The organism is Stenotrophomonas sp. YJH_SMC_33 (assembly GCF_059372295.1).
This window is the reverse complement of the sequence record NZ_JCAFVJ010000003.1, coordinates 316,003-336,875: the sequence shown is the minus strand read 5'-3', so window position 1 is coordinate 336,875 and position 20,873 is coordinate 316,003. Positions and strand designations below refer to the sequence as shown.

General features: G+C 67.1%; 18 protein-coding genes. 8 read left to right on the top strand and 10 right to left on the bottom strand.

Annotated elements, in window-relative coordinates; translation table 11 throughout:
• Positions 1-399 precede the first annotated feature (399 nt).
• The 5 genes from AC5P9W_RS08275 to lpdA all read left to right on the top strand — a co-directional run bounded on the left by AC5P9W_RS08275 (position 400) and on the right by lpdA (position 8,483).
• Positions 400-1,815 carry a ribosomal protein uL16 3-hydroxylase gene (locus AC5P9W_RS08275; RefSeq protein ID WP_019660408.1) on the top strand — a complete coding sequence of 472 codons (1,416 nt, stop codon included), beginning with the start codon at positions 400-402 and terminating at the stop codon, positions 1,813-1,815.
• 11 nt (positions 1,816-1,826) lie between these two features.
• The gene (locus AC5P9W_RS08270) at positions 1,827-2,723 is read left to right on the top strand and encodes a GNAT family N-acetyltransferase (protein ID WP_021203039.1); all 897 of its coding nucleotides are present in this window, start codon (positions 1,827-1,829) and stop codon (positions 2,721-2,723) included.
• A gap of 187 nt (positions 2,724-2,910) precedes the next feature.
• On the top strand, positions 2,911-5,742 hold the full coding sequence (locus tag AC5P9W_RS08265; RefSeq protein WP_019660410.1) for a 2-oxoglutarate dehydrogenase E1 component: 2,832 nt from the start codon (positions 2,911-2,913) through the stop codon (positions 5,740-5,742).
• A gap of 41 nt (positions 5,743-5,783) precedes the next feature.
• Positions 5,784-6,983 carry a dihydrolipoyllysine-residue succinyltransferase gene (gene sucB / locus AC5P9W_RS08260; RefSeq protein WP_188249594.1) on the top strand — a complete coding sequence of 400 codons (1,200 nt, stop codon included), beginning with the start codon at positions 5,784-5,786 and terminating at the stop codon, positions 6,981-6,983.
• 63 nt (positions 6,984-7,046) lie between these two features.
• The gene (gene lpdA, locus AC5P9W_RS08255) at positions 7,047-8,483 is read left to right on the top strand and encodes a dihydrolipoyl dehydrogenase (RefSeq protein ID WP_019660412.1); all 1,437 of its coding nucleotides are present in this window, start codon (positions 7,047-7,049) and stop codon (positions 8,481-8,483) included.
• Positions 8,484-8,628: 145 nt separating this feature from the next.
• On the opposite strand, the gene AC5P9W_RS08250 is transcribed toward lpdA, so the two are convergent.
• From AC5P9W_RS08250 to AC5P9W_RS08210, 9 genes are all read right to left on the bottom strand, one after another.
• On the bottom strand, positions 8,629-8,877 hold the full coding sequence (locus tag AC5P9W_RS08250) for a hypothetical protein (RefSeq protein WP_032955311.1): 249 nt from the start codon (positions 8,875-8,877) through the stop codon (positions 8,629-8,631).
• The gene (locus tag AC5P9W_RS08245) at positions 8,874-9,086 is read right to left on the bottom strand and encodes a hypothetical protein (RefSeq protein WP_019660414.1); all 213 of its coding nucleotides are present in this window, start codon (positions 9,084-9,086) and stop codon (positions 8,874-8,876) included. The genes AC5P9W_RS08250 and AC5P9W_RS08245 overlap by 4 nt, the downstream gene beginning before the upstream one ends.
• A gap of 263 nt (positions 9,087-9,349) precedes the next feature.
• The gene (locus AC5P9W_RS08240; protein ID WP_021203036.1) at positions 9,350-10,780 is read right to left on the bottom strand and encodes a replicative DNA helicase; all 1,431 of its coding nucleotides are present in this window, start codon (positions 10,778-10,780) and stop codon (positions 9,350-9,352) included.
• 212 nt (positions 10,781-10,992) lie between these two features.
• On the bottom strand, positions 10,993-11,553 hold the full coding sequence (locus tag AC5P9W_RS08235) for an NADPH-dependent FMN reductase (RefSeq protein ID WP_111104478.1): 561 nt from the start codon (positions 11,551-11,553) through the stop codon (positions 10,993-10,995).
• Between the two features lie 66 nt (positions 11,554-11,619).
• A complete protein-coding gene (asnB, locus tag AC5P9W_RS08230; protein WP_021203034.1) occupies positions 11,620-13,563 on the bottom strand; it encodes an asparagine synthase (glutamine-hydrolyzing) in 1,944 nt (647 codons plus the stop codon).
• A 3-nt stretch (positions 13,564-13,566) separates the two neighbouring features.
• Positions 13,567-15,846: a thiamine pyrophosphate-dependent enzyme gene (locus tag AC5P9W_RS08225; RefSeq protein ID WP_134732283.1), complete on the bottom strand. Its 2,280-nt coding sequence runs from the start codon at positions 15,844-15,846 to the stop codon at positions 13,567-13,569.
• A gap of 62 nt (positions 15,847-15,908) precedes the next feature.
• Entirely contained in the window at positions 15,909-16,565 is a 657-nt protein-coding gene (locus tag AC5P9W_RS08220; RefSeq protein WP_031269994.1) for a glutathione S-transferase family protein, read from the bottom strand.
• 176 nt (positions 16,566-16,741) lie between these two features.
• The gene (locus tag AC5P9W_RS08215; RefSeq protein ID WP_019660420.1) at positions 16,742-17,284 is read right to left on the bottom strand and encodes a GNAT family N-acetyltransferase; all 543 of its coding nucleotides are present in this window, start codon (positions 17,282-17,284) and stop codon (positions 16,742-16,744) included.
• A 123-nt stretch (positions 17,285-17,407) separates the two neighbouring features.
• A complete protein-coding gene (locus tag AC5P9W_RS08210) occupies positions 17,408-18,250 on the bottom strand; it encodes a glycine zipper 2TM domain-containing protein (RefSeq protein ID WP_026347069.1) in 843 nt (280 codons plus the stop codon).
• A gap of 163 nt (positions 18,251-18,413) precedes the next feature.
• On the opposite strand from AC5P9W_RS08210, the gene AC5P9W_RS08205 reads away from it, so the two are divergent.
• Both AC5P9W_RS08205 and AC5P9W_RS08200 read left to right on the top strand, forming a co-directional pair.
• Positions 18,414-18,632 (top strand): DUF6116 family protein, encoded by a 219-nt coding sequence (locus tag AC5P9W_RS08205; protein WP_019660422.1) that lies wholly within the window; start codon positions 18,414-18,416, stop codon positions 18,630-18,632.
• The gene (locus tag AC5P9W_RS08200; protein ID WP_019660423.1) at positions 18,629-19,402 is read left to right on the top strand and encodes a TatD family hydrolase; all 774 of its coding nucleotides are present in this window, start codon (positions 18,629-18,631) and stop codon (positions 19,400-19,402) included. The genes AC5P9W_RS08205 and AC5P9W_RS08200 overlap by 4 nt, the downstream gene beginning before the upstream one ends.
• Before the next feature lie 110 nt (positions 19,403-19,512).
• On the opposite strand, the gene AC5P9W_RS08195 is transcribed toward AC5P9W_RS08200, so the two are convergent.
• On the bottom strand, positions 19,513-20,340 hold the full coding sequence (locus AC5P9W_RS08195) for a tRNA threonylcarbamoyladenosine dehydratase (protein WP_019660424.1): 828 nt from the start codon (positions 20,338-20,340) through the stop codon (positions 19,513-19,515).
• A gap of 79 nt (positions 20,341-20,419) precedes the next feature.
• Here AC5P9W_RS08195 and AC5P9W_RS08190 point away from each other — a divergent pair, with 79 nt between their 5' ends.
• A complete protein-coding gene (locus AC5P9W_RS08190) occupies positions 20,420-20,854 on the top strand; it encodes a cytochrome c (RefSeq protein WP_019660425.1) in 435 nt (144 codons plus the stop codon).
• The last annotated feature ends 19 nt before the right edge of the window (positions 20,855-20,873 follow it).

The window sequence follows — 20,873 nt, the reverse complement described above, 5'->3', positions numbered from 1 at the left end:
CCCGAGCGACTCGGCCAACTCCACGGCTTGGTGCTTGAACTCATCGGTGTAGCTACGACGGGTGATACGGGACATAAGGGACCTCCAAGTGCGATCAAAGTATCGCTTCTTGGCGTCCGCTGACGGGCGGCCAGATCAGTCCGCCGCATGGATGCGGCGGCCAAGCTTACAGGGACGTACTTGCAGCGTCCTCCGCGCAGCCCACCCGCCCGGCCAAGCCCATGAAGCCGGTCGACTAACAGTCGACCCTACCAAGCTGTCGCCACGAGGGGCTCCGCCGTTGGCCGGACACCCCGCGACAAACCCGCGCACGTGCGCAATCCCCACGAACGTCGGACAATGGAGACCTTGGCGGCCCGCCGCGCCGCCCCTCCCGCTTTCCGCTGCAAGGATTCCCCCATGGCCGCCCGCAAGTCCTCCGCCCCCCTGATCGAAGTCACCGCCCGCCCCGGCCAGCCGCTGGGCATGGCGCCGGCCACCTTCCTGCGCGACTTCTGGCAGAAACGCCCGCTGCTGATCCGCAACGCCTTCCCCAATTTCCAGACCCCGGTGCAGCCGGAAGACCTGGCCGGGCTGGCCTGCGAGGAAGGCGTGCTGGCGCGCCTGATCGAGCACGACAAGACCCAGGACGGCTGGCGCGTGCGCACCGGCCCGTTCCAGGAAGACGTGTTCCCCGCCCTGCCCGACCACGATTGGACCCTGCTGGTGCAGGACGTGGACAAGTGGGACCCGGACGTGCGCGCCCTGATCGAGCACTTCAGCTTCCTGCCGCGCTGGCGCATGGATGACGTGATGATCAGCTTCGCCGCCACCGGCGGCTCGGTCGGCGCCCATGTCGACCAGTACGACGTGTTCCTGCTGCAGGCCCACGGCCATCGCCGCTGGCAGATCGATGCCAGCGAATCGATCAAGGGCAGGCAGCCGCCGCTGGGCTTCCGCCCGGACGTGGAGCTGAAGCTGCTGAAGGTGTTCAAGCCAACCCACGACTGGGTGCTGGCGCCGGGCGACATGCTCTACCTGCCACCGAACGTGCCGCACCACGGCGTCGCCGAAGACCCCTGCCTGACCTTCTCCTTCGGCATGCGCGCGCCGTCCTCGGCCGAGCTGATCAGCGACTACCTGGACACCCTGATTGCCGATGCCGACGAGAACATCCGCTATCAGGATGCCGACCTGAAGGTGCCGGCCGACCCGAACGAGATCGACACGGTGGCGATGGCGCGGGTGATCACCGCGCTCAACGCCATCCGCATGAACGACCCGGACAAGCTGGGTGACTGGTTCGGCCGTTTCATCACCACCTACCGCGCCGCCGGCGAAGTGATGGCTCACCAGGCCGCTCCCGCACCGGAGGAAGTGGTCCAGGCCCTGGCCTCGGGCCTGCTGCTGCAGCGTCACCCCTGGGCGCGCCTGGCCTGGCGCCGGGCCAAGCGTGGCGCCAGCCTGTACGTCAGCGGCCAGGACTTCGCGCTGCCGGTGAAGGACGCGCAGCGCCTGGCCGGCGCCGAGCAGCTCGATGCCGCCGCCTATCGCGGCCTGTCCGACAAGGGCCGCGCGGTGGTCCAGCAGCTGTTGGCCGGTGGCGTGTTCCAGCTGATCGATCCGAACGAGGTGTATGACGCTGAAGATGAGGATGACGGCGAAGACGCCGTGGTGCTCGGCGAAGTGGTTGAAGGCCGTGACCGTGTCGACGCGATCGACGCCGACGCGGTGTCCGACGATGTCCACACCGTGACCGTGCACGACGACGGCATCGAGGTCATCGTCAACTTCGAGGATCACGACGAAGACGACAGCGACGACGGTCGCGCCTGAGCCCTGCCGCCATGGTCCGGGTCCAGCAGGTCAGCCACGCCGACGCCCACGTTGCCATCCACGACGTGCGCCAACGCGTGTTCGTGCAGGAACAGGGCATCGCCGCCGAACTGGAACGCGACGCGCTGGACCCGGTCAGCGCCCATGTGCTGGCGCTGGACGCCGAGGGCCTGCCGGTCGGCACCGGCCGCCTGGCCCCCGATGGCCGCATCGGTCGCATGGCGGTGCTGGCCGACCATCGCAGCCAGGGCGTCGGTGAGGCCCTGCTGGAGGCACTGGTGGAGGCCGGGCGCCGGCTCGGCCTGGCCGAACTGCACCTGCACGCCCAGCTGCCCGCCCGCGACTTCTATGCCCGCCAGGGCTTCCTGCCCGAGGGCGAGGTGTTCGAGGAGGCCGGCATCGGCCACCAGCAGATGCGGCGGCGGCTGGGCGCGGCCAGCGCCATCGACAGCCGCGCCGAGGCCGTGGCGGCCACTACCGCCGTCATTCACCGCGCCCGTCGCCGGCTGTGGCTGCACAGCCGCCAGCTCGACCAGGGCCTGCTCGACACGCCTACGGTGCAGGCCGCGCTGCGCCGCTTCGTCACTGCCCGCCACGACAAGCAGCTGCGGGTGATCGTGCACGATGCCGCTGCGATCGCCGCTGCCGGCGCCCCACTGCTGGCGCTGGCCCAGCGCCTGCCCAGCGTGGTCCGGTTCCGCGAGGTCAGCGATCCGGTCGACCGTGCGTTGGCCTCGGCCTGCCTGCTCAACGATGCGGGCGACTTCTACTTTCGTCTGATCGGCCATCGCCTCGACGGCGAGGCCGGCATCGCACTGCCTGCACGTTCGCAGCCGTTCGAGCAGCAATTGCTGCGTGTCTGGGACCGTTCGCGCGATTGCAGCGAACTGCGCGCGCTCGGCATCTGAGCCGGCGCCGCCGACCCAACCTGTCTGGAACCGGCACCCGAGGACGCGGGTTGCCCGCGGCAATGCCCCTTCGTGGCCCGTTGGGGGTACAATTTGGCTGTTTGAACGCGCCCGCGCAGGGCTATTCATCATTCCTGCCGGGTCCTTCTGAAGCCATACCCCACAAAGCGAATCAACACCCTCCATCGTGGACAATCAACTGAAGCAGTTTGCGCAATCTTCGCAACTCGCCGGCGGCAACGCCTCCTATGTCGAGGACCTGTACGAGCAGTACCTGGTCTCCCCGGATAGTGTCGATCCCAAATGGAAAACCTACTTCGATGGCTTCAAGGGCCGTGAAGCAGGTGACATTCCGCACTCGGCCGTCATCTCCCACATCGCGGACGCGGCCAAGGATGCGCTGAAAGCTGGCACCGGCAGCGGTGCGGGCGACGAGCGCGAGCGCAATGTCGGTCGTCTGATCACCGCCTACCGCTCCCGTGGCCACCTCGACGCCCGCCTGGACCCGCTGGGCCTGGCCGCACCGGTCAACACCCCGGACCTGGGCCTGCCGTTCCACAGCCTGTCCGATGCCGACCTCAACAGCGAGTTCAGCACCGGCGGCGTCGGCGGCCAGCCGCGCATGAAGCTGCGCGACCTGCTGGCACGCCTGAAGGCGACCTACACCGGCTCGATCGGTGCGGAGTTCATGCACATCTCCGAGGTCGAGCAGCGCCAGTGGATCTACAAGAAGCTGGAAGCGGCCGGTGGCAACTACCAGCTGGACGCTGACACCCAGCGCCGCACCCTGGAGCGCCTGACCGCGGCCGAAGGCCTGGAGCGCTACCTGCACACCAAGTACGTCGGCCAGAAGCGGTTCTCGCTGGAAGGCGGCGACTCGCTGATCCCGATGATGGACACCATCATCCGCAGCGCCGGCAAGGATGGCGTCAAGGACGTGGTGATCGGCATGGCCCACCGCGGCCGCCTGAACGTGCTGGTCAACACCCTGGGCAAGAACCCGCGCAAGCTGTTCGACGAGTTCGAGGGCAAGTTCGAGCACGACGAGCACGCTTCGGCCGGCGACGTGAAGTACCACATGGGCTTCTCCGCCGACGTCGCCACTGAAGGCGGCCCGGTGCACCTGGCGCTGGCGTTCAACCCGTCGCACCTGGAAATCGCCGACCCGGTCGTGGCCGGTTCCGTGCGTTCGCGCCAGGAGCGCCGGAAGGACACCGCCCGCAAGCAGGTGATGCCGATCCTGATCCACGGCGACGCAGCCTTCTCCGGCCAGGGCGTGGTCATGGAGCTGTTCCAGATGTCGCAGGCCCGCGGCTTCGCCGTCGGTGGCACCGTGCACATCGTGGTCAACAACCAGGTGGGCTTCACCACCTCCAACCCGCTGGATACGCGCTCCACGCGCTATGCCACCGACGTGGCGAAGATGATCGCCGCGCCGGTACTGCACGTGAACGGCGATGATCCGGAAGCGGTGGTGTTCGCCGCGCAGCTGGCCTTCGAGTTCCGCCAGAAGTTCGCCAAGGACGTGGTCATCGACCTGATGTGCTACCGCCGTTGGGGCCACAACGAGGCCGACGAACCGGCAATCACCCAGCCGCTGATGTACCAGGTGATCCGCAAGCACCCGACCACCCGCGAGATGTACGCCGAGCAGCTGGAGAAGGCAGGCGTGATCGCCGCCGGTGCCGGCAAGGCGATGGTCGATGCCTACCGCGAGAAGCTGGACGCCGGTGAAGTGACCACCGAACTGGCCAAGGTCGAGAAGACCCCGCCGAGCAGCCCGCTGTTCGTCGATTGGCCGAAGCTGCTGGAAGGCAAGCTGTCCGACCCGGTCTCGACCAAGGTCGAGAAGAACAAGCTGGTCGAACTGGCCAGGCTGATCAACACCATCCCGGACGAAGTGCAGCTGCACTCGCGCGTGGCCAAGGTCTACGACGACCGCCGCAAGATGGCCGCCGGCGAGATTCCGGGCGACTGGGGCTTTGCCGAGAACCTGGCCTACGCCACCCTGCTCGACGAAGGCCATGCACTGCGCCTGGTCGGCCAGGACGTCGGCCGCGGTACGTTCACGCACCGCCACGCGATCCTGCACGACCAGAAGACCGACAACTACTACATGCCGCTGCGGCAGCTGGTGGATTCGCCGGAGAAGGCCACCGTCATCGACTCGCTGCTGAGCGAAGAAGCGGTGATGGCCTACGAATACGGCTTCTCCACCACCGATCCGAACACGCTGTGCATCTGGGAAGGCCAGTTCGGCGACTTCGCCAACGGCGCCCAGGTGGTGATCGACCAGTTCATCGCCGCCGGTGAAGCCAAGTGGGGCCGCATTTCCGGCCTGACCCTGCTGCTGCCGCACGGCTATGAAGGGCAAGGCCCCGAACACAGCTCGGCGCGCCTGGAGCGCTTCTTGCAGCTGTGCGCGCTGGAGAACATGCTGGTGGTCGTGCCGTCGACTCCGGCCCAGGCCTTCCACATGCTGCGTCGCCAGCTGCACATGACCACCCGCAAGCCGCTGGTGGTGATGTCGCCGAAGTCCCTGCTGCGCCACAAGCTGGCGGTGTCGACCCTCGACGAGCTGGCCAACGGCGAGTTCCAGCACCTGATCGGCGACGCCAATGCCGACGCCAAGAAGGTCAAGCGCGTGGTGCTGTGCTCGGGCAAGGTCTACTACGACCTGCTGGAGGACCAGACCAAGCGTGGCCAGGACGACGTGGCGATCATCCGCGTGGAGCAACTGTATCCGTTCCCGCGTGCGCTGCTGGCTGCCGAGCTGAAGAAGTACGGCAAGGCCACCGACGTGGTGTGGACGCAGGAAGAACCGCAGAATCAGGGCGCGTGGTACCAGATCCGCCACCACCTGCAGTTCTGCCTGGCCGATGGCCAGAACCTGCACTACGCCGGTCGCGCACGCTCGGCCTCGCCGGCTGCCGGTCACATGGCTGACCATGTCCGCGAGCAGCAGCAGCTGATCGCCGACGCACTGGTCAACCCGTTCAACGACCAGGTCGCTGAATAACTCCCCCCCCTATTTAGAAGACAAACCAGGAAGCTCCCGCAATGGCCACCGAAGTCAAAGCCCCGGTACTGCCCGAATCCGTCGCCGACGGCACCATCGCCACCTGGCACAAGAAGGTGGGCGACGCCGTCAAGCGCGACGAAAACCTGCTTGACCTGGAAACCGACAAGGTCGTCCTGGAAGTGCCGTCGCCGGTTGACGGCGTGCTCAAGGAAATCAAGTTCAAGGAAGGCGATACCGTGACCTCCAGCCAGGTCGTGGCGATCATCGAAGAAGGCGCCGTAGCTGCGGCTCCGGCCCCGGCCGCTGAAGAGAAGAAGGCTGAAGCCGCACCGGCCGCCACTGCTCCGGCCGCTGCCGCTGCGCCGGCCCCGGCTGCCAAGTCGGCCGCCGACGCGCTGCCGCCGGGCGCCCGCTTCACCGCCATCACCGAAGGCGTGAACCCGGCCGACGTCGACGGCACCGGCCGTCGTGGCGCGGTGACCAAGGAAGACATCGTCAACTTCGCCCGCAACGGCGGCGCCGGCAAGGCCGGTGGCGCACGTCCGGAAGAGCGCGTGCCGATGACCCGCATCCGCAAGCGCATTGCCGAGCGCCTGATGGAGTCGAAGAACTCCACCGCCATGCTGACCACCTTCAACGAAGTCGACCTGTCCAAGGTTTCGGCCGCGCGCAAGGAACTGCAGGACGAGTTCGTCAAGGCCCACGGCATCAAGCTGGGCTTCATGAGCTTCTTCGTGAAGGCCGCCGCCAACGCGCTGCAGCGTTTCCCGCTGGTCAACGCCTCGATCGACGGCGACGACATCATCTACCACGGCTACTCGGACATCTCGATCGCCGTCTCGACCGAAAAGGGCCTGGTCACGCCGGTCCTGCGCAACGTCGAGCGCATGTCGTTCGCCGACATCGAGAAGACCATCGCCGACTACGCCAAGAAGGCACGTGACGGCAAGCTGGGCCTGGAGGAACTGCAGGGCGGCACCTTCACCGTGACCAACGGCGGCACCTTCGGTTCGCTGCTGTCGACCCCGATCATCAACCCGCCGCAGAGCGCCATCCTGGGCATGCACGCCATCAAGGAGCGTCCGATCGCCCAGAACGGCCAGGTCGTGATCGCGCCGATGATGTACCTGGCGCTGTCCTACGACCACCGCATCATCGACGGCAAGGACTCGGTGCAGTTCCTGGTGGACATCAAGAACCAGCTGGAAAACCCGGGCCGCATGCTGTTCGGCCTGTAAGAAACCTCCCGCCCCTCCGCGCCTGCGCGGAGGGGTTCTGGTAATGCATCAAGGAATAATTCAATGGCTGAACAATTCGACGTCGTCGTCATCGGTGCCGGCCCGGCCGGTTACCACGCTGCCATCCGCGCGGCCCAGCTGGGCCTGAAGACCGCCTGCATCGACGCAGCGCTGGGCAAGGACGGCAAGCCGGCCCTCGGCGGCACCTGCCTGCGCGTGGGCTGCATCCCGTCCAAGGCGCTGCTGGATTCCTCGCGCCAGTTCTGGAACATGGGCCACATCTTTGGCGACCACGGCATCAGCTTCAAGGATGCCAAGATCGACGTCGAGGCGATGATTGGCCGCAAGGACAAGATCGTCAAGCAGTTCACCGGCGGCATCGGCATGCTGTTCAAGGCCAACAAGGTCGCCGCCTATTACGGCTTCGGCCAGCTGCAGCCAGGCAACGTGGTCAAGGTGAAGCAGCACGACGGTTCGGAAGTCGAGCTGAAGGGCACCAACGTCATCATCGCGGCCGGTTCGGATTCGATCGAGCTGCCGTTCGCCAAGTTCGACGGCGAGACCATCGTCGACAACGTCGGCGGCCTGGACTTCACCGAAGTGCCGAACCGCCTGGCGGTGATCGGCGCCGGCGTGATCGGCCTGGAACTGGGCAGCGTGTGGAAGCGCCTGGGCGCTGAAGTGACCATCCTGGAAGCCATGCCGGAGTTCCTGGCCGCTGCTGACGCCGAAGTGGCCAAGACCGCTGCCAAGGAGTTCAAGAAGCAGGGCCTGGACATCAAGCTCAATGCCAAGGTTTCCAAGACCGAGATCACCGGCAAGGGCAAGAAGAAGGAAGTCATCGTCACCTACACCGACGCCGAAGGCGAAAAGACCCTGACCGTGGACAAGCTGCTGGTGGCCGTGGGCCGTCGCGCCGCCACCAAGGGCCTGCTGGCCGAAGGCACCGGCGTCAAGGTCAACGAGCGCGGCCAGATTGAAGTCGATGCGCACTGCCACACCGGCGTCGACGGCGTGTGGGCGGTCGGCGACTGCGTGCGCGGCCCGATGCTGGCGCACAAGGGCTTCGAGGAAGGCATCGCGGTGGCTGAGCTGATCGCCGGCCTGCCGGGCCACGTCAACTTCGACACCATCCCGTGGGTCATCTACACCGAGCCGGAACTGGCCTGGGTCGGCAAGACCGAAGCCCAGCTGAAGGCCGAGGGCATTCCGTACAAGGCCGGCAGCTTCCCGTTCGCCGCCAACGGCCGTGCCGTGGCGATGATCGAGCCGGCGGGCTTCGTGAAGATCCTGGCCCATGCCGAAACCGATCGCATCCTCGGCATGCACCTGGTCGGCGCCAACGTCTCCGAGCTGGTGCACGAAGGCGTGCTGACCATGGAATTCAGCGGCTCGGCCGACGACCTGGCCCGCATCTGCCACGCCCACCCGTCGCTGTCGGAAGTGATCCACGACGCGGCGATGGCGGTCAGCAAGCGCGCCATCCACAAGGCGAACTGATCGTTCGCGGGTTGTGCCGGCCGCTGGCCGGCATGGCCGGATGCAAGGAACCCCGCTTCGGCGGGTTTTTTTTTTGCTCATTTCCCTGTAGTGCCGAGCCCACGCTCGGCTGCCCTGCACAGGCCGCCGAGCATTGGGCTCGGCGCTACACCTTTCCGGCCGGCTTCTTCGGCGGATCGTCACAGATGCGGTGCCGGACCACGGTTCCACCCGCCTTCCACTCCTTCACCACCCGGCACCGCTCCCTGGGCTTGACCGCCCTGGCCGCTGCAGCATCCGCCTCATCGGCAGCGGCGGCCTGCTGTCGTTCCAGCCATGCGGACGACGGTGACACCGGTGTGGCCGGTGCCGGCCCCGCAAGCAATGCCAGCGCGACCAGCACCACTGCCCTCATGCCGCCACCGGGCCGCCGCCGAGCAGGCGCGCGGGCAGCATGAACAGCGCGCGCAGGAACGCAAACAGCGCCGAGAACGTGATGCCGACCAAGCGGAACGGCAGGCTCAGCAACCAGACAAACGGCCACGCGATCAGGGCGAGGACCGCCAGCGGCCAGCACAGCACGAACAGCAGGCACCACACACCGAGCGCGAACAGGGTCTTCATCACGGTCTCCTTGTGGCGGCACCTTGCCGCCTGCCGACACGTTGGCGCCCTGCCCTTGCCGCGCGCAAACGGTTTGCGACGAAACCGGGCTGGGGGCGATGAAACCGCCCCAGCGCCGGTACAACGCCGAGCCCATGCCCGGCTGCGCTTGGTGGCGACCGCATGGAACCGGCGCTGCACGGGGGCGCTGACAGCGGCTCCTGCCGCTGCCTTGGGCTCTACAGCGCCCGATGGCGGTTGCCGGCCAACGGCCGGCACGACCGTTACTCGAACGAACCGACCGAATCGTGGGCCAGGTTGTCGAATCGGGTGTATTCGCCAAAGAACTTCAGCTTGCACGAACCGGTCGGGCCACCACGGTGCTTGCCGATGATGATCTCGGCCAAGCCCTTGTCTGGCGAATTTTCCTTGTTGTAGTAATCGTCGCGGTAGATGAAGACGATCATGTCCGCGTCCTGCTCGATTGCGCCCGATTCGCGAAGGTCGGCCATCACCGGGCGCTTGTCGGTACGCGTTTCCAGCGAGCGGTTGAGCTGCGACAACGCGATCACTGGAACGTTCAGTTCCTTGGCCAGGCCCTTCAGCGAACGCGAGATTTCCGAGATTTCAGTCGCGCGGTTCTCGCTGTTGCCCGGCACGCTCATCAGCTGCAGGTAGTCGATCACCACCAGGCCCAGGTCATGCTCGCGCTTGAGGCGGCGGCACTTGGAACGCAGCACTTCAGGCGACACGCCAGGCGTGTCGTCGATGAAGATCTTGGTTTCCTTCAGCATCTTGATCGCGCTGGTGACACGGCTCCAGTCCTCGTCTTCCAGCTGGCCGGTACGCAGGCGCTGCGCGTTGATGCGGCCATTGGAGGAAATCAGGCGCATCGCCAGCTGCGCGGCCGACATTTCCATCGAGAACACGGCCACGCCTTTCTTCGATTTGATCGCTGCGTACTCGGCGATGTTCAGTGCGAAGGTGGTCTTGCCCATGGCCGGGCGCGCGGCAAGGATGATCAGGTCGGTCGGCTGCAGGCCGGAGGTCATTGCGTCGAAATCGGTATAACCGGTCGGCAGGCCGGTAATGTTGCCGCCGTTCTCGAAACGACTGCGCAGCTCTTCGAAGGCATCCTTCAGTGCACCGGGCATCGCCACGAAATCGGTACGGCCGCGTGCGCCCTGTTCGGCGATGGCGAACACGCTCTTTTCTGCCGAGGCCAGCAGCTCGCTGCTGTCACGCCCTTCGGGCTGGAAGCCGTCGTTGACGATATCCGTGCCGACCTGGATCAGCTGCCGCAGCACCGCCTTGTCACGCACGATCTCGGCATAGGCCACGATGTTGGCGGCTGACGGCGTGGTACTGGCCAGTTCGACCAGGTAGGCGCCATCACCCACCAGTTCCATCTTGCCCTGCGATTCGAACCACTCGCCCAAGGTCACCGCATCGAACGGCCGCTCGCGCTCGGACAGCTCACGGATTGCGCGATAGATCATCTGGTGGTCGCGGCGGTAGAAGTCGCCTTCGGTCAGCTGGTCATTGACCCGGTCGTAGGCCTCCGGGGCCAGCATCAGGCCACCCAGCACCGCCTGCTCGGCTTCCACCGAATGCGGCGGTACCCGCAGCTGGTCGATGCGCGACTCGTCGCGTTCGCGATCGAAGCCATCACCGCGCTCTCTGCGGTTGGAACGGAAGCCGGGGCGAGCGGACATGCTGCGATGTTTCCTGCAAAAGTGGGCGAGACGAGTGTAGGCATGTGCCGCCCCCGGCGGCGATGGACAAGCCTGTGGATAAACCGTGGGAAAACGGGGGATATCCGCCGGTACCTGGCCAGACTGGCGTGGGAGCGTCGCACTGCCTGCGACGGGCGCCGTTGCGGCGCCCGAGCACGCATTATCGCAGATGGGGGTGTCGACCGCTGGCGTCAATCGCCCTTGACGTGCACCGCGATCAGCGCCAGGAACCGGTCCGTATAGCCCTGCAGGAATTTCTGCGTGCCCTCGTTGTGGACCGTGCCGTCGGCATCGATCAGGCCGTCCTTGAAATGAATGAATGCCTCTGGCTGGCCGAGCACGTGCATGTCCAGGAAGGCCAGGCTGTTGCGCAGATGCTGCTGGGCCACGGCGGTGCCGATCTGGCCGATGGAGGCGCCGATCACCGCCGCCGGCTTGCCGGCAAACGCACTGTCACCATACGGGCGCGATCCGATATCGATGGCGTTCTTGAGCACGCCGGGCACCGACCGGTTGTACTCGGGTGTCACGAACAGCACCGCGTCGGCGGCGCGCACCTGGTCCTTCAGCCGGGTGCCCTGCGGCGGATAATCGGCGTCGAAATCCTGGTCGTACAACGGCAGATCGCCGATCTGCACATACTGGAAGCGCGCGCGATCACCGGCGAGCTTCTCCAGCGCATGGGCCAGCTTGCGGTTGCAGGAATCCTTGCGCAGGCTGCCAACGAACACGGCGATGGTGGGGACGGACATCGGGACATACTCCTCACGGTGCGGGAGCACCAGCCTAGTCGCCGGGCCCTTGCAGGCCGGTGAAGATCAGCCGCCCGTCACGCCCGCACGCACCTGCCGCCAATGCGCCTGCCAGGCCTGGAACATCAGCACGTTCCACAGATGGGTATGCCACTTGCGCTGGCCGCCGAGGAACTGCTGCCACAGCGGCTGTATGGCGGCCGCCGACAGCACGCCCTCCCGCTCCAGCCGTGCCGGCTGCAACAGGTCTTCGGCCCACGGCCGCAGGTCGCCCTTCAGCCAGTCACTGACCGGTGCGCCGAAACCGCGCTTGGGACGGTGCACCATCGACTGCGGCACATAACGGCCCAGCACGCGCTTGAGCAGCACCTTGCTGGTGGTCTCACTGCGCTTGAAGCCCAGCGGCAGCGACCAGGCGAACTCGGCCACGCGTGAATCCAGCAACGGTGCGCGCGCTTCCAGGCTGACCGCCATCGAGGTCCGGTCGACCTTGCACAGCAGATCATCCGGCAGGTAGGTCAGATAATCGGCCAGCATCATCGCGTCGGCCGGTGTGCCGGCGCCGTGCAACGGATCGGCCAGATCATAGAAGCTGCCGGCAGCCTGCGCGCCCGGCACTGCCGCTGTCGGGTCGCGCCAGCGCGAGATGCGGTTGCGGTACACGTCACCGATGCCACGCGCGCCGGACTCGGCCAACAGCGCGGCCAGGCCGCCGGTACGCGAGGCCTCGCCCTGCTGCTGGGAGCGCGCGCCCATCCAGCGCCGCAGCGGCCCAGGCACGCGCCCCAGCATCTGCCAGTTGCGCAGCGCGCGCACATAGCGGGTGTAGCCGAAGAACAGTTCATCGCCACCATCGCCGGAAAGCGCCACGGTCACGCCCTGCCGCGCCAGCCGGGCGACCAGCGCGGTCGGCACCTGCGAGGCATCGGCGAAGGGTTCGTCAAACATCGCCGGCAACTGCGGCACCACCGCCAGTGCATCGGCGCCACTCACGTAGAGTTCGGTGTGGTCACAGCCCAGGTGCGCGGCCAGTTCCTTGGCCAGCGGCGCCTCGTCGTGGCTCGAATCGGTAAATCCGATGCTGAAACTGTGCACCGGCTGCCCGCTCTGCGCCTGCATCAGCGCCGCCACCAGCGACGAATCGGTACCCCCGGACAGGAACACGCCCACCGGCACGTCGGCCACCATGCGCAGCGCCACTGCGTCGCGCAGCAGCCCGTCCAGCTGCTCCTCGGCCTCCTCAATGCGGCCCTGGAACGGCGCAGCCAGCGCCGCCTGCATGCGTGCACGTGCATCCCAGTAGGGGCGCTGCGCCTGTTCCGGGCGATGCGCCGAAGCGCCCGCCGCCACGGCTTCGGCATCCAGGCGCAGCACGCGGCCCGGCATCAGCTTGTAGCAGCGCTGGTGGATGCTGTGCGGGGCTGGAATGTAGTCCAGCCGCAGCAGCAGGGTCAGTGCGTCACGGTCGATGTCGTTGTCGAAGGCCGGGTGCTGCCACAGCGCCTTCAGTTCGGAGCCGAACACCAGGGTGTCCCCGGCCCAGCCGTAGTACAACGGCTTCTTGCCAACACGGTCGCGGGCCAGCCACAGGCATTGCTGCTGGCGGTCCCACAGCGCGATGGCGAACATGCCGTTGCAGCGCTGCAGGGTGTCTTCCATGCCCCATTGCAGGATCGCTGCCAGCAGCACCTCGGTGTCGGAGTGACCACGGAAGACATGCCCCAATGGCTCCAGTTCTGCACGCAGGGCAGCGAAGTTGTAGACCTCACCGTTGTACGCCATCACATAGCGGCCGTCGGCCGAAGCCATCGGCTGGTGGCCCAGCGGCGACAGGTCGAGAATGCTCAGGCGACGGTGTGCCAGCGCGATGCCTGCACCGGCATCGACCCAGTTGCCGCCATCATCCGGCCCGCGATGGTGCAGCGCTTCGCCCATGGCCAGCACCTGCGCCTGCAGTAGCTCGGCCGACGCCACAGGCGCCGGCAACAACATTCCCGCCAATCCACACATGCATCAAGGTTCCTGCGCCAGTTCAAGGGCGGCGCCAATCACCGCATTGTCGCTTGGAAGCCCGAACATTGCTGCCCCCGCCAACGGGGTGTAGGTATCGGCACCGCAGACCCGGCGCAGTGGCAGATGGCCGAAACCGGCCTCGACCAGTGCGGTCACCACGCCCTCGCCCACCCCGCCACTGTGCCGGCCCTCGTCCAGCACCAGCACCCGCCGTGCGCTGGCGGCCTGGGCGGCGATGAAGCCGGCATCCAGCGGCACCAGCCAGCGCAGGTCGACCACCCGCACCTGCCAGCCCAGCTGCTGCCCGATGGCTCGCGCTGCGCGCAACGCCATCGGCACGCCGTTGCCATACGTGTAGACCACCAGATCGCCCGCCTCCGGCCCGTAAACACGGCCTTCGCCCGGCACCAGTGCCCGGCCCTGAGCCGGATAGTCGAACAGCCACTGGCCATCGCCCGGCTCATGCAGGTCCTTGCTCATGTACAGCGCGATCGGCTCCAGGAACACGGCCACGCGCCCATCCACCCGGGCCAGCGCCGCCAGCGTGCGCAACATCATCACCGCATCGTCGCCGCGCGACGGGCAGCCGACCACCAGCCCGGGGATGTCGCGCAGGGCGGTGATCGAGTTGTCGTTGTGGAAGTGGCCGCCGAAGCCCTTCTGGTAGCCCAGCCCGGCCACCCGCAGCAGCATCGGGTTGCGGTACTGGTCGTTGGAGAAGAACTGCAGCGAACAGGCCTCGCCACGCAACTGGTCGATGGCATTGTGCAGGTAGGCCAGGTACTGGATTTCCGGAATCGGCAGCATGCCCATGTTGGCCAGGCCCTGCGCCATGCCCAGGATCATGGTTTCGTCCAGCAGGGTGTTGAACACCCGGCGTGGCCCGAAGCGGCGCAGCAGATCCTTTGTGACAGTGTACACACCGCCCTTCTGGGCCACGTCCTCGCCGAACAGCAGGCTCTGCGGATACTTCGCCAGCAATTCCTGCAGGCCGTGGTTGATCTGGATCGCCAGATGCCGCGGCGCCTGTCGTTCGGGCAATGCCTCGATACCACAATAGAGTGCCTCGCGCGCTTCGGCAGCGACCTCGCGCTGCGCTTCGGCCTGCACCGCTGCCGGCGTGTACGGTGCGAGCGGCGCCATCACCTCCCGCAGCGACCCCAGCTTCGCCCCGCCTTCAGCCTCGGTCGCAGCGGCCATGCAGCGCGCACGCATCGTCTCGTAGGCCGTCTCGATCGCCGCCGCATCCATCCAGCCCGACTCCAGTGCGATCTGCGCCGAGCGCAGCAGCGGATCCTGCGCCTCGGCCGCGCACAGCTCCGGCAACGCCCGCCATTCCACTTCGAAGTCGGTGCCGGCGTGGCCCATCAGGCGCGTGGTGCGCAGATGCAGGAAAGTCGGTCGCCGCGTTCGCCGGCAGTGTTCCACCGCAGCCTGCACCTGGGCGTGCCCGGTGGCCAGGTCCAGCCCGTCGGCGAAGAAATAGTCCAGCCCCGGCTGGTGGCTGAAGCGCTCGGCGATCCAGCCATCGGGGGTCTTCACCGAGATGCCCAGGCCGTTGTCCTCGCAGACGAACAGGATTGGCGCCGGCAGTTTCTGGTAGGCCGCCCACATCGCGGTGTTGAACGCCGTCTGCGCGGTAGCGTGATTGGCCGAGGCGTCGCCGAACGAGCAGAGCACGATACTGTCGGCGGGAACCGGCAGCGCCTGCGCCAGCCGCTTGCCACTCTCGATGGCCAGCGCGGTGCCCAGCGCTTTCGGCAGGTGCGAGGCGATGGTCGAAGTCTGCGGCAGCACCCACAGCGGCTTGCTGCCCCACACTTTGTGGCGGCCACCACTGGCCGGATCATCGGCGCAGGCAGCGAAGGAAAGCGCAGCATCGCGCAACGGGTCGATGCCCGGCACCTGGCGCGAACGCTCGGCCATGAAGGCGCCGGAACGATAGTGCAGGAAGGCAGGATCGGTGTGCCGGCAGGCCCGCGCCAGCAGCGCGTTGCCTTCATGGCCGGACGACCCGATGGTGTAGAAGACCTTGTTCTGCACGCGCAGCACGCGCGCCATCAGGTCCAGCTGGCGGCTGGCCAGCTGCGAGTCGAACAGTTCATCGAAGGCGGCAGCGGTGAGCGTACTGCCGGGCAGGATCGGAGCATCTGCCGCGGGTCGCGGGCGCGGCGTCCCGCGCCACCCGCGCACCGCCTCAAGGAAATTGACGTCGCACACCTCGGCGCGGTTGAGCCCCCGCATGCGTGCGGGAATCGGATCCGGAACCACAGCGAACATCGAACACCCTCCGTGTCGTTGTTGCGTTCCGCCCGGCAATACCGGGCGCTACCCTGTGGGCATCAAGCCGCCTCGAAACGCGAGCGCACCTCGGCGGTCACCGCCGGCATCGGCAGGAAGCGCGGCTGCGCACGCACGCGCTGCAGCCAGGCGCGCACCTCGGGGAATGGCTCCAGGCTGATGCCGCCCTCGCCTGCCACGTCGGTGTAGGCAAACAGGGCGATATCGGCGATGCCGTAGCTGCTGCCGGTGAACCACTGCGCCTGGCGAAGGTGCTGCTCCATCACCGCCAGCGCGGTGGCGGCGCGCTCGTGCAACCGTGGCAGCTCGGCGCGGCGTGGCGAGTCGGGCGCCGTCCAGCCCCGGATGAAGCGCGCTACCGCCACGCACGGCTCGTGCGTGTACTGCTCGAAGAACATCCAGCTCAACGCCTGCGCACGCTCCCAGCCATCGCTGGGCAGGTAGGGCGTGCCTTCGGCCAGCCAGAACAGGATCGCGTTGGATTCGGTCAGCACGCGGCCGTCGTCGCGGACGATCAGCGGCACCTTGGCATTCGGGTTGAGCGCAAGGAATTCGGGCGTGTGGGTCTGGCCATGGGCACTGTCCACTTCCACCCAGCGGTAACGGCTCCCGAGCTGCTCAAGCAGCAGCCGGACCTTGTGGCAATTGCCCGAGACCGACATGCCATGCACCGTCAGCGGGACGCGCTCTTCCACCATTGCCTGCTCCATCGGATCCGGCCGGCGGCCGGCTGCGTGCAGTCTGGCAAGTGCGCCAGGGAATGCCAAGCGCGGATGCAGCATGGCAACCAGGTAACGCTGGCCGCGGGCCGGCGATTGCACGAATGCTGCCGCAACATGGTTGCCGGCCAGCGGCCGGCACTACCAGGCAACGCTCAGCGCGCGCGTTGCCGCCACTGCTCGCGCGACTGGCCCCAGATCTGCATTGGTTTGTCGTTGTACGGCGGCGGCAATTCGCCCATGCGCAGCAACCTGCTGCCGAGCTTGCGCGCGACCGCCCGCGAGTTGTCGTTGTTCTCGGCGATGGTATGGATCACCTCGTGCCAACCCAGCGTGTCGAAGGCCCAGTCGATCGCCGCGACCGCCGCTTCCGGCGCATAGCCCCGGCCCCAGCTGGCGCGGCGGATGCCCCAGCCGACCTCGGTACCCGGCCAGTCCTGCGGTTGCCAGGGGCCCATCCGCCCGATCCAGTCCCCGCTGGATTTTTCGATCACGCTGAACATCGAGAAGCCGAACAGCTGCCAGGCGCCAGCCAGGCTGCAGAAGCCGCGCCAGGCTACCGAAGGCGGCTGCACGCCACCGAGGGTGCGCATCGTTTCCTCGTCGGCGCAGAACGCCAGATAGGGTTCGTAGTCCTCGCGCCGCAGCGGGCGCAGGATCAGGCGCTCGGTTTCCAGGCGCAGGTCGAAGATGCTCATGCCGACTCCATGTCGAAGGGGCCACCATGATGGTGGATTCGGCCTCCACACGGATGAATGCCCGCGCTCACAACGAAACGGGCCGGCATGCGCCGGCCCGTCGGGTACAGCACGTATTCTGGATTACTGGCGCGTGGCCGCAGTGGCGCCGGCAGCAGCGGTCTGCGTGACCAGTTGGCCATCGACCACCGGCAGGCGATCGCTGGCCGGCTTGTTGTCCATGCGCACGGTCTTCTCGGCGCCGTCGTAGCGGTAGGTCACGTTGTAGCCCTTCACCACGTCATTGGTGCCCATGGCGATGCGGTTGCCCGGCTTGCTGGCCATGCGCATGGTACCGGTGGTGCCGTCTTCGTTGCGGTAGGTCACGTTGTAGCCGGTAACACGGCTCGACTCGGAGGTGGCGGTCTCGGTGTGGCACTGGCGCTCGGTGCGGTTGACCACGCGGCCACCCACGTGGCGCTTGTCGATCTGGTTGCCGATGAAGCCACCGGCCACCGCGCCTGCGGCGGTCGCGGCCTTCTTGCCGTTGCCGCCGCCAACCTGGTTGCCGAGCAGGCCGCCGACCACGGCGCCGACCACGGTGCCACCGACGTTGCCATCACGCTCCGGCAGGCGTTCCTGCACGGTCACGTCCTGGCACACCTCGTGCGGGGTCTGGGTGGTGGAAGTCTCGCGCACGGGATCGGTGCCGATCACAGTGGCGTAGGCCTTCTGCTTCTCGGTGATCGGGTCGACCTTCAGCACGTCGGCGTATTCCAGCCCACGCGGCGCAGACGGGTCGAGCCTGTCACCACGTGCGCCATCGTCGGTGGCACTGCCGTCGACCAGGCGCGACTCGCCATTGGGGGTGGTGGCGCTGATGGAATCGGGCGATTTGTCGCCACTCTTCATGAAGGCGGCGGTGGCGATGCCACCGACCAGCAGCGCGCCCGCTGCGACCAGGACAGTTGTAGTTGTGCTTTTCATGACCTGCTCCTTGCGGACCATCCGCAACGTTCTCGAACCAGATTGCAGCATGCGCTGCCTGAACGGAATCTCCACATTTCCTGCTCATTCCTGTAACCCATTCAGCATCGGGAAATGCTGGGCCCGTGGTAGCGTTTGCATATTCCCCACGAGGATTTCCGCCATGGCCAACCCGATGCTGCTGCCGGTACTGCAATGGGCCCGCCGGCTGCGCTACCCCACCCTGTTCAAGCTTACAGCGGGCCTGTTCGTGCTGACGCTGTTCATCCCGGACCCGATCCCGTTCGTCGATGAGCTGGTGCTCGGCTTCGGCACCCTGCTGCTGGCCAACTGGAAAAGCCGCCACGCTGCCACGGTTGCGCCGTCGCTGGAACAGCGTTGAGCCCGCTGGTCGACAGCCACTGCCACCTCGATGCCGGCGAGTTCGACAGTGACCGCAGCGCCGTGATCGCGCGCGCGCAGGCCGCTGGCGTGCGCCTGCAGGTGGTGCCGGCGGTGACCGCGGCCAGTTGGCCGAAGCTGCGCGTGGTCTGCCAGCAGGCGCCGGGGCTGCATCCGGCCTACGGGCTGCACCCGATGTTCCTGGCCGAGCACCGGCCCGACCATCTGCCGCTGCTGCGCGAATGGATCGAGCGCGAACGCCCGTGTGCGATCGGCGAATGCGGGCTGGATTTCTTCGTCGAGGGGCTGGATGAGGAGGCGCAACAGGCGTATTTCATCGGTCAGCTGCAACTGGCCCGCGAGTTCGAGCTGCCGGTAATCGTGCACGCGCGACGCGCGGTGGACGCGGTGATCGCCGCGATCCGCCGTATCGGCGGCCTGCGCGGCGTGGTGCACAGCTTTTCCGGCAGCCCCGAACAGGCTGCGCAGCTGCACCGGCAGGGCTTCCTGCTCGGTCTCGGTGGTCCGCTGACCTACGAACGCGCGCAACGGCTGCAGCGCCTGGTGCGCGGGATGCCGCTGGAACAGCTGCTGCTGGAGACCGACGCGCCCGACCAGCCTGACGCCGGCATCCGCGGCCAGCGCAACGAACCGGCACGGCTGGCGGTCATCGCCCGCCATGTCGCGGCACTGCGCGGAATGGACGTTGAAGCCGTTGCACATGCCACGACGGAGAACGCGCGACGGCTGTTCGCTCTGCCAGCGTTGTAACGAGCGGCGGACCCGCCACCGGGCAGGGCCCGGCGCTACCGGCTGCACTTACGTGTTGATCGAATCGGCGACGATCAACGGCAATGCCGGCCAGCGGCCGGCGCCTACCGTCATGCGTCGGCGTGGGCTTCAGCCACGTCGGCCTTCACCTTCTTCGGCTCCAGCAGCATTTCCAGCGCCTTGCCCACTGCGGCGAAGGCGAACGCACCGGTGATGTGGGTCGCCGCCCCCAGGCCTGCACCACAATCGAGCTTCAATGCCGCATCGGCGCCCAGGTTCGGCCGGATGCCGCACACACTGCCATCGGCCTGCGGGTACTTCACGTTCTCCAGCGAATACACCGCCGGCACGCCAAAGTAGCGCTTGGCATTCCTAGGGAAGTTGAACTCGCTGCGCAGCTTCTTGCGGATCAGTGCCAGCATGGCATCGTGCTCGGTGCGCGAGACATCGCGGATGCGCACCAGGGTCGGATCGGTGCGACCACCGGCAGCCCCCACGGTCAGCAGCGGCAGCTTGCGGCGACGGCACCAGGCGATCGTCTCGACCTTGACCCGGAAGCTGTCGCAGGCATCGATCACCAAGTCGAAGCCACGGTCCAGCAACTCGGCCATGTTCGACACGGTCAGGAATGCCTGCACGGCATCGACCTCGATGTCCGGGTTGATCGCGCGGCAACGCTCGGCCATCGCCTCGGCCTTGTTGCGGCCGTAGTTGCCTTCCATCGCCGGCAGCTGCCGGTTGGTGTTGGAAACGCAGATGTCATCGGCATCGATCAGGGTCAGGTGGCCGACCGCAGAGCGGGCCAATGCCTCCACCACCCACGAGCCGACGCCGCCCATGCCCACCACCGCCACGCGGCTGCCCTGCAGGCGCTCGAGTGCGCCCACGCCATACAGCCGTTCGATGCCGGCGAAGCGTTGTTTGACCAGTTCGTTCATGCCGCTATTTTAACGTGCACCTGCCGGCACCTGCTGCGCGCCGGCATCGAACCCACCGTTGCACGCCGGAGAGCCTGCCATGAACGCCAGCCCGCCCCGCCGCCCGTCACCTGCCTACCGTTACCTGTTCGTGCTCGGCCTGGGCCTGCTGATCGGGCTGGTCGCCACGGTGATGGTCGGCCGTGCCCTGCAGTCCCGCCGCGACCCGTTCCCCGACAGCCTGATGCAGGTGATGCAACGGCAGTCGCAGCTGCTGCTGCAGGCCCAGCAGCAGAACCGCTGCAGCCTGGCCGACAGCGTGCCGCGGTTGCAGGCAATGCGCTTGCTGTCCAACGACCTGGATCTTGCCTTCCCCGGGCTGAAGGACAGCGCGCAGTTCCAGCAGCATGCCAGCCAGCTGCGCGGCAGCCTCAATGCCGCCTTGGCCGCGCCGCCCAGCGACTGCACGGCCCTGGCGCAGGTGGTGGAAACGGTGCAGGCCGATTGCCGCGCCTGCCACCAGGACTTCCGCTGAGCCGCATTCATCCTGCAGC

Coding starts and splice junctions, on each gene's coding strand:
- AC5P9W_RS08240 (WP_021203036.1), bottom strand. CDS start 10,780: ATGTCCGCTCGCCCCGGCTTCCGTTCCAACCGCAGAGAGCGCGGTGAT.
- asnB (WP_021203034.1), bottom strand. CDS start 13,563: ATGTGTGGATTGGCGGGAATGTTGTTGCCGGCGCCTGTGGCGTCGGCC.
- AC5P9W_RS08270 (WP_021203039.1), top strand. CDS start 1,827: ATGGTCCGGGTCCAGCAGGTCAGCCACGCCGACGCCCACGTTGCCATC.
- AC5P9W_RS08195 (WP_019660424.1), bottom strand. CDS start 20,340: ATGAACGAACTGGTCAAACAACGCTTCGCCGGCATCGAACGGCTGTAT.
- AC5P9W_RS08220 (WP_031269994.1), bottom strand. CDS start 16,565: ATGGTGGAAGAGCGCGTCCCGCTGACGGTGCATGGCATGTCGGTCTCG.
- AC5P9W_RS08225 (WP_134732283.1), bottom strand. CDS start 15,846: ATGTTCGCTGTGGTTCCGGATCCGATTCCCGCACGCATGCGGGGGCTC.
- lpdA (WP_019660412.1), top strand. CDS start 7,047: ATGGCTGAACAATTCGACGTCGTCGTCATCGGTGCCGGCCCGGCCGGT.
- AC5P9W_RS08215 (WP_019660420.1), bottom strand. CDS start 17,284: ATGAGCATCTTCGACCTGCGCCTGGAAACCGAGCGCCTGATCCTGCGC.
- AC5P9W_RS08235 (WP_111104478.1), bottom strand. CDS start 11,553: ATGTCCGTCCCCACCATCGCCGTGTTCGTTGGCAGCCTGCGCAAGGAT.
- AC5P9W_RS08205 (WP_019660422.1), top strand. CDS start 18,414: ATGGCCAACCCGATGCTGCTGCCGGTACTGCAATGGGCCCGCCGGCTG.
- sucB (WP_188249594.1), top strand. CDS start 5,784: ATGGCCACCGAAGTCAAAGCCCCGGTACTGCCCGAATCCGTCGCCGAC.
- AC5P9W_RS08275 (WP_019660408.1), top strand. CDS start 400: ATGGCCGCCCGCAAGTCCTCCGCCCCCCTGATCGAAGTCACCGCCCGC.
- AC5P9W_RS08250 (WP_032955311.1), bottom strand. CDS start 8,877: ATGAGGGCAGTGGTGCTGGTCGCGCTGGCATTGCTTGCGGGGCCGGCA.
- AC5P9W_RS08245 (WP_019660414.1), bottom strand. CDS start 9,086: ATGAAGACCCTGTTCGCGCTCGGTGTGTGGTGCCTGCTGTTCGTGCTG.
- AC5P9W_RS08210 (WP_026347069.1), bottom strand. CDS start 18,250: ATGAAAAGCACAACTACAACTGTCCTGGTCGCAGCGGGCGCGCTGCTG.
- AC5P9W_RS08190 (WP_019660425.1), top strand. CDS start 20,420: ATGAACGCCAGCCCGCCCCGCCGCCCGTCACCTGCCTACCGTTACCTG.